This is a genomic window from Embleya australiensis, from assembly GCF_051903075.1.
Lineage (GTDB): Bacteria > Actinomycetota > Actinomycetes > Streptomycetales > Streptomycetaceae > Embleya.
This window is the reverse complement of the sequence record NZ_CP182423.1, coordinates 3,862,218-3,875,930: the sequence shown is the minus strand read 5'-3', so window position 1 is coordinate 3,875,930 and position 13,713 is coordinate 3,862,218. Positions and strand designations below refer to the sequence as shown.

Annotated in this window: 16 protein-coding genes; 3 read left to right on the top strand and 13 right to left on the bottom strand. The window is 71.1% G+C overall.

All coding sequences use genetic code 11. From position 1 onward, the window contains the following. Positions 1–108 precede the first annotated feature (108 nt). The 3 genes from ACMXN5_RS47145 to ACMXN5_RS47135 all read right to left on the bottom strand — a co-directional run bounded on the left by ACMXN5_RS47145 (position 109) and on the right by ACMXN5_RS47135 (position 1,233). On the bottom strand, positions 109–282 hold the full coding sequence (locus ACMXN5_RS47145; RefSeq protein WP_439681043.1) for an alpha/beta fold hydrolase: 174 nt from the start codon (positions 280–282) through the stop codon (positions 109–111). Positions 283–342: 60 nt separating this feature from the next. Further along, a complete protein-coding gene (locus tag ACMXN5_RS47140) occupies positions 343–819 on the bottom strand; it encodes a hypothetical protein (protein ID WP_439681042.1) in 477 nt (158 codons plus the stop codon). Between the two features lie 228 nt (positions 820–1,047). After that, the gene (locus tag ACMXN5_RS47135) at positions 1,048–1,233 is read right to left on the bottom strand and encodes a hypothetical protein (protein ID WP_439681041.1); all 186 of its coding nucleotides are present in this window, start codon (positions 1,231–1,233) and stop codon (positions 1,048–1,050) included. 412 nt (positions 1,234–1,645) lie between these two features. On the opposite strand from ACMXN5_RS47135, the gene ACMXN5_RS47130 reads away from it, so the two are divergent. After that, a complete protein-coding gene (locus tag ACMXN5_RS47130) occupies positions 1,646–2,350 on the top strand; it encodes a hypothetical protein (RefSeq protein ID WP_439681040.1) in 705 nt (234 codons plus the stop codon). A gap of 588 nt (positions 2,351–2,938) precedes the next feature. Here the strand turns inward: ACMXN5_RS47130 and ACMXN5_RS47125 are convergent. The 3 genes from ACMXN5_RS47125 to ACMXN5_RS47115 form a co-directional block, all read right to left on the bottom strand. Beyond that, a complete protein-coding gene (locus ACMXN5_RS47125) occupies positions 2,939–3,460 on the bottom strand; it encodes a Scr1 family TA system antitoxin-like transcriptional regulator (RefSeq protein ID WP_439681039.1) in 522 nt (173 codons plus the stop codon). Continuing rightward, the gene (locus tag ACMXN5_RS47120) at positions 3,457–3,639 is read right to left on the bottom strand and encodes a YegP family protein (protein WP_439681038.1); all 183 of its coding nucleotides are present in this window, start codon (positions 3,637–3,639) and stop codon (positions 3,457–3,459) included. The genes ACMXN5_RS47125 and ACMXN5_RS47120 overlap by 4 nt, the downstream gene beginning before the upstream one ends. Before the next feature lie 176 nt (positions 3,640–3,815). After that, complete coding sequence (locus ACMXN5_RS47115; protein ID WP_439681431.1) at positions 3,816–4,187, bottom strand: PRC-barrel domain containing protein; 372 nt, start codon at positions 4,185–4,187, stop codon at positions 3,816–3,818. Between the two features lie 520 nt (positions 4,188–4,707). Here ACMXN5_RS47115 and ACMXN5_RS47110 point away from each other — a divergent pair. After that, entirely contained in the window at positions 4,708–5,895 is a 1,188-nt protein-coding gene (locus ACMXN5_RS47110; protein ID WP_439681037.1) for a methyltransferase domain-containing protein, read from the top strand. Between the two features lie 542 nt (positions 5,896–6,437). On the opposite strand, the gene ACMXN5_RS47105 is transcribed toward ACMXN5_RS47110, so the two are convergent. Then, entirely contained in the window at positions 6,438–7,379 is a 942-nt protein-coding gene (locus ACMXN5_RS47105; RefSeq protein WP_439681036.1) for a DUF1838 family protein, read from the bottom strand. 486 nt (positions 7,380–7,865) lie between these two features. Continuing rightward, the gene (locus tag ACMXN5_RS47100; protein WP_439681035.1) at positions 7,866–8,039 is read right to left on the bottom strand and encodes a hypothetical protein; all 174 of its coding nucleotides are present in this window, start codon (positions 8,037–8,039) and stop codon (positions 7,866–7,868) included. Positions 8,040–8,175: 136 nt separating this feature from the next. Here ACMXN5_RS47100 and ACMXN5_RS47095 point away from each other — a divergent pair, with 136 nt between their 5' ends. Continuing rightward, positions 8,176–8,298: a hypothetical protein gene (locus tag ACMXN5_RS47095; RefSeq protein WP_439681034.1), complete on the top strand. Its 123-nt coding sequence runs from the start codon at positions 8,176–8,178 to the stop codon at positions 8,296–8,298. Between the two features lie 651 nt (positions 8,299–8,949). Here ACMXN5_RS47095 and ACMXN5_RS47090 read toward each other — a convergent pair. The 5 genes from ACMXN5_RS47090 to ACMXN5_RS47070 form a co-directional block, all read right to left on the bottom strand. Then, positions 8,950–9,081 carry a hypothetical protein gene (locus tag ACMXN5_RS47090; protein WP_439681033.1) on the bottom strand — a complete coding sequence of 44 codons (132 nt, stop codon included), beginning with the start codon at positions 9,079–9,081 and terminating at the stop codon, positions 8,950–8,952. Positions 9,082–9,446: 365 nt separating this feature from the next. Then, positions 9,447–10,337, bottom strand: a complete 891-nt coding sequence (locus ACMXN5_RS47085; RefSeq protein ID WP_439681032.1) for a methyltransferase domain-containing protein — start codon at positions 10,335–10,337, stop codon at positions 9,447–9,449. Positions 10,338–10,686: 349 nt separating this feature from the next. Next, positions 10,687–11,082 carry a DUF2267 domain-containing protein gene (locus ACMXN5_RS47080; protein ID WP_395798021.1) on the bottom strand — a complete coding sequence of 132 codons (396 nt, stop codon included), beginning with the start codon at positions 11,080–11,082 and terminating at the stop codon, positions 10,687–10,689. 103 nt (positions 11,083–11,185) lie between these two features. Then, positions 11,186–11,620 (bottom strand): Hsp20/alpha crystallin family protein, encoded by a 435-nt coding sequence (locus tag ACMXN5_RS47075; RefSeq protein ID WP_439681031.1) that lies wholly within the window; start codon positions 11,618–11,620, stop codon positions 11,186–11,188. A 735-nt stretch (positions 11,621–12,355) separates the two neighbouring features. Continuing rightward, complete coding sequence (locus tag ACMXN5_RS47070) at positions 12,356–13,480, bottom strand: NHL repeat-containing protein (protein ID WP_439681030.1); 1,125 nt, start codon at positions 13,478–13,480, stop codon at positions 12,356–12,358. Positions 13,481–13,713 lie beyond the last annotated feature (233 nt).

The following is a 13,713-nucleotide window of genomic DNA, read 5'->3' as shown; positions in this document are numbered from 1 at the left end:
GCGGGCGCGTTTGGTGGGCGGTCGACGATTGCACTCACGTGCCCTCAGGCGGGACGGTCGACGACCGTCGGCAACCGCCGCGCGGCGTCCTCGCGCGCTTGCGGCGGGTCACCGACAACGGGGCACCCCTCCATGGACGGGAAACCGGTCGTCCGGGGACGCGATGTCCGGCAGCGCAATGCGGCGGGTCGCGTCGGGATGGTTGGCGGCGAAGGCGCACGCAACCATGCCGCCGATGTCGTGGCCGACGAGGTGGACGGCGTCGCAGCCGAGATGGCGCACGAGCCTCCTGCCGGCCCACACCGGCCCCGGGCCGCCTGCTCGCCTCCTACCTCGCGCAACTCATCCGATTCCCCAGAGCGAGAAGCGGTCCGTGCCCACCGAGACCCGATGCCGTGCCGTGTCCACGTGTTCCGGCGTCAGGGCCTGCCATTCGTTGCCCTCGTAGCGCAACACCCGCAGGTTCTCGACCTGTTGCGGCGTCGCCTCGGCCGGATAGTCCAGGGTCACCACGGCCCGTCCCTTGGCGAGTTCGCCGCCCCGTACCTCGATCCTGGTGGGCTTGCCGAAGAGCTTGTACGCGCCCCTCGGCGGCGGCGCGTCGTCGACGGTACTCAGGCGCAGGACCGGCGAAGCCCCCTTGAACGCCTTGGCGGGTGCCGAAACGGACACGCCCCCTTGGGGGTTGGCCTCCTCGACGGAGCCCTTGCCGTCGCCATCGCCTCCGCCGCCCGACGTGCATCCGGCGACCACGGCCACGATCACCGCGAGCACCACCGCCGTCCGAACGCGCGCCGCGGCCCACGACCACGCCGTCATGTCCCCCATCATCCCCACTTCACGCCCGTCACGGCTCCACCGGACGCATCCGCCGCGCCCCCCACGAGCGCGCATCCGTCGATCATGCGCGGAACAGCCCCATCCCGAGGGCATGTTCGACGAACCGACGCCGCGGATCACACAACGAATCGGCAACACACAACCGGTATCACCCCATTCATGTCACCGCCCGGAACCCACCCCCGCTGCCCGTCCCCGGGCCCGACATCACAGCGCGCCGTATCCACCGTCGAGCACGGCGCGTCGGCCACTGCGGCCGATACCGTGGTCGACGGCCACCCGCTGGGGAACCGGCTCGCGAACAGGCACGCCCGGGACCGCGGCGAACTCGTCGCCGGATGCAACGCGGCACCGGTTGTCCTCGTCGTGGGTGAGGCGTGGCATCCGGCTCATGGCCGGTGACGTGGCACAACGGCACCTGATCCACGCGGCCGAGGACCACGGGCCGAGCGGGGCGGGGCGGTGGCGAATGGGTCTCGGCCGAAGCACGCGCGCGGGCAGGCGTCGGCGATCGCGGTGAGCGCGGTCCGGCGCACCGGGTCCGGGTCGGGCGCCTGGAAGTCCCGCGCGCCCACGTGAAGTCGGTGACCGCGTTCTACGGGTGGCCGGAGGACGTGCGGCTGGGGGTGCCGGATCCGCCCCGGCGAGACGCCCGGCGTCGGTGTCGTGAGCACCTCGGCCTGTGGGGTGTTGGTTCCGGTCGGGGTGCGATTGAGTACGCGTACTCGGGTGGTGGACCGGCGAACGCGCCTACGTTGAGGGGCAGTCGCAGTTCCGGTGGTGCTCGGTCTCGGAGGTTGGTTTCGTGCGTGTGTCCCGTTCGGCAGGTCTCGCCCTCGTGGCTCCGGCCGTTCTCGTGCTCGGTCTGTCGTTGGTCGCTTGTGGAGGGGATTCCGGGGGGAACGGTGTACGACCCGACGGGTCGGCCGGGGTCGGATCCGGCTCCGGTGCGCTCGCCGACCTCCCGCCCGTTCTCGCGGGCGCCACCCGGATCGCGGCGGAGGGGCGGGGCGCCGACCCGCAGCGGCGCCTGGACGGCGCGGGCGACCAGGAGGCCGTGACGATCCTTCGGGAGGAGATGGAATTCCTCGGCTACACGGATCTGCGGGACCCACAGGGCGGCTACTACACCTACGCCGCCCCGAGCGGCAAGGACGCGACCGAGTCCGACCGCATCGTGGTGATCACCGCCGAACGAGGGCACACCTCACCGCTGGACTGGTTCGCGAGGATCGCCGACGGCGCCGAGAAGGACCGGGCCGACAACCCGGCGGAACCCGGCGATCGACACGTCCTCGAATCCGCGAACGGCGGCAGGATCGGCTGCGATTCGTCACCCGCCCGACCCGCCTCCGGCGCCGGGACCACACCACAACGCCCCCACGCGTCGTGCATATGGGCCGACGGGAAACACCTCGTGAGCGTCAGTGCCCGTGGCGCGGACATCCCCGCCGTCCGCGCGATGATCGACACCATCCGCACCGGAGGCGCCGGCACCGCGCACCCCTGACCACCGCCCGGAGGAAGCGCTGATCGGGCACCAGAACACCATCTACGAAGCCACCGCGCCCGTCGCGCGGTTCGCCGCGATCCTCGATCATCCGGCCGCCGCGGCGGGCGAGAACGACACCGCAACAGCCGTGGGCGCGGCGCGCCCACCGACTCGCGCGGTATTTCTGAAACGGCTCGACGACACGGCATTCGACGCCGACGACGAAACCGTGGCCTGCGGCAACCGAGCCTTCGAAGGCCGTTACCTCGACAACGATCCGGACATGCGCGCCTTCCGGGACCTTCGCTCACGGTTGTCGGCGGCTTCGGCGCGGCGTCGTTCGACGAGGACAGGGGTGCGATGTCGGTCGGGGGCACGGGAGTTCTCCGGGTTCCCACGACGTTCTCCCTCGGCTCGAGTGACGACATCGACATGGTGGAACGCGGATCCGACGAACGCGGGCGATGCTCGTCCGGCAGGCGGGATAGGTGTCATCGGGAACCTGCGGGCCATTCTGCGATACCGGTTCGACGTACGGCAGGACCTGCGGGGAGACGTTCGGTTGTGTGGCGCCGGCGTCCAACAGGTGTCGGATCCGGGCCCGGGTCACGTCGGGTCGCCGACCTGTTGGCGCAGGACTCCCTCGATGGCCACCGCCCATAGGCTCGGGCCGCCTTCGCGGAGGATGTGTTGGCGTCGCATGCGGACGTCGACGAAGGTGTCGACCTGTTCTTCGGTCTCCCGGGTACGGCCGGCCCTGAAGACGGCGCCGGCGTACTCGCGGATCTGCAGGAGCCGGGGATCAGCAGGGCTCCCCAAGACGCCGACGTGGTTCGCGTCCTGTTCCAGGCTGAGACAGTCGACGAGAGGATCGCCGACGGCGCCCGCGTGTTCCTGCCACCAGCCTCGCTGTCGCCCGCGATGCGCGAGAGCGAGGAGTTCGTCCCTCTCGGCTCCCAGGGCGCCGGGGCTGCGTCGGGCTCCAACCCCGGACGGTTTCGGTGAGTCGTCACCGCTCCGTCCCCGGGGGCCGGATCGTAGGGAACGGGCAGGCGACCGCGCGCCGGGGCCTACCGCCGACGGGCCCGGGCCCGTCGCCCTCGTCGGCGACGGGCCCGGCAGGATCACGCGTCGAATGACTCGATCCTGGCGTCGGGCGCGTTGGTCTTGACCGATTCGACGCCCTTGAGGCAGGCGTCCTTGGTCTCGTATGCCTCGCCGGTGGCTATGATCTCGCCGTTGCCCGCCTTGAGTCGGAACCTGAACTTGTCGTTCTTGTCGGTGTACACCTCGAACTTGGCTGCCACGGGATTCACCTCTCGCATCGTGCGGGTGCCGGACCGGTGGATGCCTCGGCGCCCGCGGACGTGGATCGTTGGGACGGTACGGTCGCGCCGCCCGCGATCGCGGGCGGAATACCGGTCTGTGCCACCGGCACGCTCAGCCTCGCCGGTCGGCGTGGGAACCGGATCCGCTCGATCGGTTACGGCGTGCCGAGGGGGTTCGCCCCCGGAGGGGCGGGCGTGATGTTGCCGTAGTAGTCGCCGGTGCGGGTGCGGTGTTCGTGATCGTCGAGGTGCTTGTCCTTGTCGAACTCGGGGGAATTCTTGATTTCTTCCTTGGTGCGTGAGACGTGGACGACCTTGTTCTCGGTGTCGATGCTCTCGATGGTGCCTGCGGGAAGCAGGACGTGCTTGCCGAAGATCCACACGCCGGTGTCCACCACCAGGTACGAGGCGTCGACCTCGTCGTTGTGCTTGTCCACCTTGCCGATGTGACCGTCGGAGGCGTCGACCTTGTAGCCGGTCAGACTTGTCCCGGCGGTGTAACCGGACTCGGGACGATGACCCCACATGTTGGCGCCGGTGCTCACAGAAGCCCTCCTCGGATATCGATCGACCCCGTGCCGGGCGGCGAACAGCCGCTCGGCGGCCGGGATTCGTCGAGTGCAATGGTTCGGCGCACGCCTGCCCCATTGCTCCCTCTCCACACCCGCCGCCAGGAAGTGACGGCAGCCAAGGATTCGCACCCGGTGTCGGACGGTGTTCCAACTCGCAGCCGGGCGCGGGAATCGCTCCGGCCACGGGCGTCGCCCAAAGGCGGCCGGCGTGGTCGCCGCCCCCTCGGTCGACGGCGAGTGGGTGACGTGGCACGCCGACTGTGCCTCGACGGTGACCGGAGGCCGTGTGGAACCCGGCACTGGCGATCACGCGGTCGGTCACGGGATGATGACGCGACGTCACCGCGAGAAGGGACTTCGACATGGGTACGCACAACAAGCCCACGCCGCCCCCGCAACCGGCTCCGGAGCCCTCCCCCGACGGCGACGACCCGACGCTGCGCAACCCCGGCCCGGGCACGCACAAGAAGCCGAAATGAGCGTCGCGGACGACCATCTGGCCCAAGCGGTCGAAGCCCTGGATGCCTTGGGCGAGTTCGAGCATCCCTGGATGCGCGAGGCGTTCGCGGGGATTCCGCGGCACCGCTTCGTCTCGGACACCGTGTGGGTTCCCGACGCCGGCGGCGGGTACCGCGCGCTGGAGCGGTCCGTGGAGCCGGAACGGTGGGCCGAGGCGGTGTACGCGCCGCACGCCCCGCTGGTCGTCCAGGTCGACGACGGCCGACCCGCCCGTCCCGGGATCGGTCGCGAGGCGTCGAGTTCGATCAGCGCGCCCTCAGCGGTGTTGTTCATGCTCCGCGCGCTGGACGTGCAACCGGGCGACCGGGTCCTGGAGATCGGCGCCGGGACCGGTTGGAATGCCGCGCTGTTGTGCGAACGTGCCGGGCCCGACCGGGTGTGCACGGTGGAGATCGATCCCGCGCTCGCCGCGCGGGCCCGCGAGGCGCTGGAGGCGGCCGGACGGCGGGTGGACGTGGTGTGCGGGGACGGCGAACTCGGCCACCGCGAACACGCCCCGTTCGAACGGGTGATCGCCACCGCCGCCGTGGGCCGTGTCCCCCACGCGTGGATCGAACAGAGCGCGCCCGGAGGCGTGATCGTCGCCCCCCGCATCGTCCCCTTCCATCAGGGCGGCCTGCTCCGACTCGTCGTCGCCGACGACGGCACGGCGTCCGGCGGCTTCGACGGCGGGGTGATGTTCATGCCCACCCGCGGCCAACGCCGGCCCCGCTTCGACCCCGCCACGCTGATCACCGACGACGCGTGGGAACACTCCGCCGAGGACACCACCGCACTCGACGTCGCCGCCTTGGACGACGTCCACGCCCGATTCGCGATCTCGCTGCGCGTTCCCGACGTCCACCACCTCCTCGAACCCGACCGAGGCACCGGCCGCACCCTGTGGCTCGCCGACGCCGCCGGCACCTCCTGGGCCGTCGTCCGCCACGCCACCGACGGCTCAGGCGGCGCAGGCGGAGAGGTCAACCGGTTCGGGCCCCGCGACCTGGCGGAGGAGATCCACGATGCCTTGGTCACCTGGGAGAAGGCCCTACGGCCCAGGCTCTGGGACTTTTGCGCCACGGTCACTCCACACGGAACCACCTACCGGATCGGCGGCACGGACCAACCCTTCGCGCAGGACCCCGGCCCGTCCGACCGATAGAACCACCGAGCCGGCGTCCGGGACGGACCACACCCGCCGGAACACGGCGTAGCTGCGTTGTCGGGTAGGTCGGGTGTGCCGGACCGGGAACGACCGTCCGTCGTGCGGTCGTCGCGGGCACGACTCCGTCGATGCCGCAGCCGAATCTCGGCACCACCCGCCCGGGAGCGTGCGCCGTTGCTGCGAACCCTCGCCGAGGCGGTCTCGAGGTGACCTGCCGGTCGCTCCCGGCGACGCCACGCCCCGAGGTCGCCGACCGAGGGGGACGATCCGGCCCGTGCCCCATGTGCTCGACACCGGGCGGTTCGGAACGGCCGCGTCACGGCTCGGGGCACGGGAGACGTCCGGCCGCGTGTCGAGGACCTGTCGCGCCCCCGGATCACACGCCACGAACGGTCATACCCGACGAGATTCCGACGACGCCGGGCTCGGCGCGCGCGGGGCGCGGCGAAGGCGGCTGCGGACCGATCCGGTCACCGGCGACCCTCGTCCGACGCTTCAACGGCCGCCACCTCGATCCGAGCCGACCCCGTCTCGGTCGATCAGTCGGACATGTCGCGCCATTGCCGCCAGGTGAGGCCGCGGGGGGCCAGTACGTCGGTGTGGAACGCGGTCCAGGTGGTGGTGTTGGGTCCCGTGCCAAGGGTGTCGGGGGCACTCGTGTAGAGCGGGTGGCGGGTGCGCACGAGGTCGGCCAGCCACGGGTCGAGCGCGTCGAAGTCGTCCAGTGTCCAGGCGCGCGCGTGGTAGACGAGGTTGCCCGGCGTCTCGCTCTCGGCGATGCCCATCGCCGGCACGTAGGGGCAGATCCGGGTCCAGCAGTTGGTGACCGGCAGTGCCGGCGTCGGGGGGCGGGTCCCGGTGTCGGAGTGGGCGCGGGCGTCGTCCTCGTGCACCAGGAAGTCGAACAACTCCCAGGAGGTGTAGGTCGAGTTCGCGAGGCCGAAGTCGTCGTCGATGCCGTATCGGTCGGCAAGGCCGTACACGGGCGGCACGTCCAGGGTCCACACCAGGTTGCGGTGCACGCGCTGCGGAGTGACCGAGCCGTCCAGCGGCACCTCGGCGGGCCCGAAGACCGCGTACAGGGCGCCGTCCCGGACGCGGTACGACAACTGCACGCGGTCGTTGGCGATCGGCGGGAGGGGGCGGGTGCGCCCGTCCAGCGGGTTCGTCCATTCGGTGAGGACGGTGCCGTGCTTCGGGTCGGTGTAGAAGACGATTTCGCGCGAGACCAGGTGCAGATCCCGGGTGCCCGGCGGGTTGATCAGCCGGCGGATGTTGTAGCCCTCGACACCGAACACCGCCTGCCCGTGCGGGAACACCTTGCCGTGCACGTCACCGGGCACGTGGTTGTAGACCGTTCCGCTGATGCGGTACAGCATGTCCCGGCCGTCGGGACGGCCGAGCAACCGTACGAAGAGCCGGGCGTTCACGTCGTCGAGCGATGCGATCAGGGCCTCGGGCGATGCCTTGCCGGATTCCATGCGCGGTGTCCGTTCGTCGGTTCGGTGCGTAGCGGTCGTGTCCATCGGGGCGCGGTCTCCCGCCCGTGTGGGTGCGTCGGACGAACTCCGGGCCTCGCCCCCGTCGTCCGTCCTCCACCCGGCAGCCTACGCATCGCCGCCGCGCCGCACCGGTCGAGGCGCGACCGACCAACGACGGCGGCCCGTACCACCCCGAGTAGGTCGTACGCGCCGCCGTCACACCCGCATCGGCGGCGATCTGTCGCGTGCGGCGCGACGCGGTCTCGCACACACAGGCGATCTTCGGACCGGCTCACCTCACTCGCGTTGCCGGGCGTGGCGCACCTCCCGACCCACCCGAAGCGGCCGCAGCCGGAGCTGGGGTGTTGACCTCGCGACCCGGCACGCAACCGGCGTCGGCCCGCAGGTGTCGAAACGACACCCAGGTCGGATCGAGCGCGGGTCGGATCGAGCGCGGGTGCGAGGTTCGCGCGCTCGAATCCGGAGTCAGTGATGGGTAATCCACCACACCAGCCGGGCGCCGATCGCGCTGCCCGCGCCGCCGGCGATGCCTCGAACGGCGGTCGCCGCGAGGAGGCGCGGGACTCGAGCCGGGTGACCGTGCGCTGCGGGACGCAGGGCGGCGGCAGTCGTGGTGGTGTGGTCGTCGTTGCTGTTCACGGGTCCCCCAGGGGTGTGGTGTCGCCCGGCCGGGATCGGCGGCCTCGGGGAAAGGTTGCGGTGAGGATCGGCGGACGTCCGAAACAGCGGGCGCTGCGGGCTGATTCGGCCTGAGGTGCAGGTCGCAGGTGTGCTCGTGTCGCCCGCTTCGGGCAGGGCGGGCATCGTGGGGCAGTGGTCGACGGGGGCCGCGATGGCGAACGCGCCGCAGACCTTGCGGGAGTTGCTGCGCTCGACACCCCACGAGGCCCACGGATGATCCTCGTGGGAGGAAGGGCGGCGGCAGCAAGGCCGCGAGGGCGGTGGCGCGATGCCGGGCTCCGCAGACGCCCTCCCGCCATGCCGGCCCCAGAGGCCGGGAGCCCCGTGGCGGGGCCACGAACGCCCAGCGCAGAGCCGGCCGCCGCAGACTCGTCATCCTGATGCGCCCCAGGGCGCCCCGTATGGCCGAACGCCTGGTGAACGACGTCTTCGGCTGTCGGCGCGCGGCTTCGACTCGCCATCCGCGCACACATGAACGCCCCCAGGTGCCAGGCCACTTTCGTCTCTCGGGCCTGGGGCGTGAGCAAGGGGTCCAGTGTGGACGGTCGGCGGTGTGGTCGGCGCACGACTTCCTGCCGGGTGCGCGAGCGACCCGTCGCGGCAGGCGACCTCGACTTCGGGGTGCCCACGTCGCCATCGGCCGAGTTGTTCGGCGTCGCGGCCTTCCCGGAGTGTGAGGGGCAGGCGGGTGACGGCGTCCACCAGGAGGGTGCCGTGGGTGTCGCCGTACAGCGCGAAGTCTTCGACGCCCGGTACTCGGGGTGTGACGAGCGGGGGCAGCGCCATGCGCGTCAGCTGGGAGAGGACGGTGGTCCGGGAGAGCGCGATGTCGACGACCCGCAGCATCCGGCCCCGCCGCGGCCTGTCATCAGTCGGTCAGGGCCTCGATCCAGCCGAACTCGCCGGCGCAGTCGGTCTCCCAACACATCCAGCCGTCGGCGGTGATGACAACGAGGTCCAGGGCCGCGTGGATCAGCCCGAGGTCGCGCACGTGCTCCACGCGGGCCCGTTCGACGTCGGCGGGTCGCGGTGGGGGGCGTGGCGGCACTCGGCTGCGGGGAGGGTGCGCCAGTCCAGGGCGCCGTCGGTGGTATCGACGCGGCGGAGACACGATCGGCGACCGCCGTCATCCGGGCGTCGAACAGCTGGTCCTCGGCCACGTGTCGGGTCGGGGCGGGTTCGTCGGGGCCGATCGGGAATCAGGGCCGGGTCGGGTCCGGGATCGACCATCGACGTCCGGTGTGGGGATCGCCCGCCCACACGTACTGCTCGGTGGGCGTGACGGTCATGCCGTAGTCGTACAACCGGATCCGCCCGTCGTCGATCCATCGGTCCCAGGCGGCCAGGAGTTCGTCGGCGAGGCACCTAGGCCCGCCTTCGCGGACGAGGACGTGGTCGTCGTCGCGTGTGGTGGTCAGGGTCGTCCACGAGGCGGCGCCGCCGCGCGCGCGGACCGTCGTGCCGTCCCGCCCGGGCGCGGTGATGGTGTAGCGGACGTCGGGCAGGGCCACGCGCAGCGCCCACATCACGGCTGGGGGTGGTGTCGCGGACGCTCATGAATTGGGCGAGGCCCTGGCACCGGCCAGTGGCGGTGGCGCCGCCGGCGTCAAGGGTGACGGCGAAGTGGCCGAGTCGGCCCCAGGGGAAGACGAGGTCGCCGCCGGGTTCGAGGTGTTCGATCCAGGCGTCGGGGACGCGGTCGACGGCGTAGGTGGCGATGATCCGTTGGTAGGGGGCGTTGTCGGGGCATCCTTTGGCGCCCTCACCGACGCGTGTGTCGATGTCGACTCCCGCGCGGGTCAGGGTGGTTCGTGCGCGGGCGGCAAGGGCGGGGGCGAGTTCGACGCTGGTGACCTTGCCGGTGGGGCCGACGTGGTGGGCGATCAGGGCGGCGTTCCAGCCGGTACCTGTACCGAGTTCCAGGACGTGGTGTCCGGGTTCGAGGTCGAGGAAGTCGATCATGTCGGCCACCACCCAGGAGCAGGACAGGCTCGAGGTGGGGCGGCCGTCGGTGACCTCGGTGATCGCCGCGTCGTAGGGTCCGGCGTACACCAGACGCGCCCACCGGTCCGGATCGGCGGCGCGGTCGACGGGGAGGTACGCGTGACCGTCCCAGTCCCACAGGCGATCCGGCGCGAAGGCGTGCCGGGGCAGGTGTTCGCAGGCATTCCGGAGCCATGGGGTGTCGGCGGGCCACGCGTGGTGGGCGTCCATGGCCTCTGCGGACGCCCGCCTGTGGGCGGCGAGTTCGGCCACGGCTTCGGTTTCTTGTGCTTGCCGTCCGGGTCCGGACTCGGCCTACCCTGATCACCTATACCAGCCTCCGCCATCACGCCCGGTCACTTCCGGGGTCCATCATGACCCGCCCCGGCCGAAGCCGGGAAACCCCGACGCCGGCGAATGGTGAACCGCACGCGCGGGGTCTCGACGGTGGTCGCCCGAATCAATCGGCAGCACCGTGCACGCCCTCGACGCCGCGAAGGTCGTCGACGACGCCTGCCTCGCCCGAACCGACCACATCGCCGCATCGCCGCGCACCTGGACGACGGCAACCTCGCTGCGGACCCTTTCGTGAGCGGTGCGGGTGGGTGGTCCCGGGTTGGGGTCAGGTGGGTTGGTGGCGGCCGAAGAGGAGGTCGTAGCCGGCGGGGAGCTGGAGCAGGATCTGCCCCATCAGGTCGTCGCCGGCGGCGTCGGCGACCGTGGACAGCACGGCGCTCACGTCCCAGGTCGCGGTCTGCTCGGTGGCGCCCTCGATCCAGGCCGCGGTGGCCCTGACGAACCGCTCCGTCGGCAGTGGTTCGGCGCTCTGCAGCGGGTTGAGGAGGATCAGGGCGAATTCGTCCGGCAGGCGTGCGGCGAGTTGGGCGCGGACCTCGCCGACCAGGTGCGCGCCGAGCAGGGCGAGCACCACACGAGCCGCGCGCTCGGCTTCCCGAACGGTGTCGTACTTGCCGCGCTCCTTGACGTGGTCGAGGAACTTTGCGTGTCGCATGGCCATCGCGGCCGCCACCCCTTCCTGTCCTTCGGGCTGCCCACGGGGATGCGGAGGGCGGGGCGAGGGGGAAATCGGGTGCCCGCCCTCCGCATCGGTTCGGCCGGTGTCAGCCGGAGATCTCCTTGCGGTCGCCGGTGACGACGCCGATGGAAATCCTGCGGGGCTTGGCCCGCTCGGCGATCGGGATGCGCAGAGTGAGCACGCCCGCGTCATAGCCGGCCTTGATGTGCTCGGAGTCCAGGGTGTCGGCGAGCACGATCTGGCGGGAGAAGACGCCCAGCGGCCGCTCGGACAGCTCCATCTGCACGTCGTCGGCCTTCGCCACCGGTCGGCGCTCGGCACTGACCGTCAGCATGTTCCGCTCGACGTCGATGTCGATCGCGTCCGGGTCGACGCCGGGAAGGTCGAAGGCCACCACGTACTCGTCGCCCTCGCGGTAGGCGTCCATCGGCATCGCCGACGGCTTCGACCAAGTACCCGGGCCCATCAGCTGCTGCGCCAGTCGGTCCAGCTCACGGAAGGGGTCGGTGCGCATCAACATCGTCAAAACACCTCCAGCACGTTCGGGCAGTTGCTGCCAATGCGCCTCGCTGACACCTTTGTAGCATGTCATCTATTGGATGACAAGTATCGACGTCATCGTTGGGATGACAATCCGGAGGGAGGGGCTCACGACACCCGACAACCAGCCCCCGCCCCGCACCGGCACGGCGGCCCTCGATGCCACGCCGCCGGACCGCAGCCGGACTCAACCCGGCCCTCATCCTGGACTGCGATCCGGACGCCTTCGCCCCGGAACCTGCAGGAGGCGTTGAACCGTGCGGTCGAACGCGCGAACCTGGCGCGTTTCACGCTCGTCGGCCCCGCCCGGACGGTCGCCGCGGACGTCCTTCGTACCGCTGTCACAGCCCTCGCCGACGACGACTCCGCCCGGACCGGGGGATCCTCGACATGGTCGGCCCGAACCCCGGGACGGCTCACCCGCCACGGTCGCCGGGGGCATCGGTGCACCGCACCGAGCACGCCGAGAACGACTGCCCCGCGCTGCCGGTCCGCGCTGGGAAAGACGTCCGGGTCTGGTTCGGCCCGGCGGCGCCCGTACCAGGACCGGCTCGACGTCTACGGCCGGAATCCGTGACCATCCGGTCTCGGGCCCGCACGAACGGCCGATCCGACATGTGAGCGAACTCGTCGCAGGGGTGCCGACCCCCGGTACCTCGCAGTCATTCCTCATGGCCTCCCGCTGCATACCCGGCCACGCCGGCGCTCTCCGCCGTCAAAGGTTCGCGGAACTCGGTACCTGCGAGTGTGCGCCCGGGGGTGCGGGTGAGCGCCGCCGTTGTGGTGAGCGGCCTGGCGGCACCAGGGCGATGGCTCGCACGCCGTGGTTGCCGCTGCAGGTGACGAACAGTGTCTGCTCCTCGGACAGAGCCGCCGCCAGTGGGTTGCGGAGCTGTGCCGAGGTGGCGGGGCCGCCGTCGCCGGAGTAGCCGCCCGTGCCGGTGCCCGCCACGGTGGAGATCGTGCCGTCGTCGGCGACCTTTCGGATGCGGTGGCTCCAGCACTCCACGATGTAGAGGTTGCCCGCGCGGTCCAGCGCCAGGCCGGTCGGACCGCTCAGTTGTGCGGAGGTGGCGGGTCCTCCGTCACCGGAGTGCCCGTCCTGCCCGGTGCCGGCCACCGTGGAGATCCTGTGGTCGGTGGAGACCTTGCGTACCCGGTGGTTGCGTAGTTCGGCGATGTACAGGTTGCCGGCGTCGTCGAGCGCCACCCCGTGTGGGTCGCTCAGCCGGGCGGACGTGGCGGGACCGCCGTCGCTGGAGTACCCGCCCCTGCCGGTGCCCGCCACGGTGGAGATCCTGTGGTCGGTGGAGACCTTGCGCACCTTGTGGCCACCGCGGCAGGCGATGTACAACTCGCCCGCCCCGAGCGCCAGACCCACGGGACTGTTGAGTCGAGCAGAAGTGGCGGAGCCCTCGTCTCCGCTGTGACCGGCCTGCCCGATACCGGCCACCGTGGAGATCCTCCCGTCGCTGGAGACCTTGCGCACCCGGTGACCTCTGTACTCGGCGATGTAGAGGTTGCCCGCGTCATCCGATTCGAGCCCGGAGGGGCTGTTCAGTCGAGCCGACGTGGCATGGCCGCCGTCGCCGGTCGATCCGGCCATACCGGTACCGGCGACCGTGAGAATCGTTCCGTCGGTCGCGATCTTCCGCACCCGGTGGTTCTCGGAGTCACAGAGGTACAGGCATCCTTTCTCGCCCCGCACCATGTAGCTCGGGCGGTACAACTTCGCGGAGGTCGCGGGTCCTTGATCACCGGAGAAACCCGATGCTCCCGTGCCCGCGAACGTGGAGATGGTCTGCGGAACAACGTCTGCGGAGCGTTCGAGGACAGTCATCGTCTTCAGCCTTCCGTCTTCCGTGCCGTGGCTTCAGTGCCGTGGCGTGGCGGTGAGCCGCCGGCCGAAAGCCGGGATCGATCCGCGGATGCCCTGTGGCAAGCGGGCGACGGCGGGGCCGACGACGGGTTCGGACTTGGGCGCTCGGCGGCGGGGCCCACCCGAGGTGGCCGGGCGCCGGGCGAATGGGGAGGACGGCGCGGGCCTGCGGGCTGAGGTCCTCCGCCACGCCC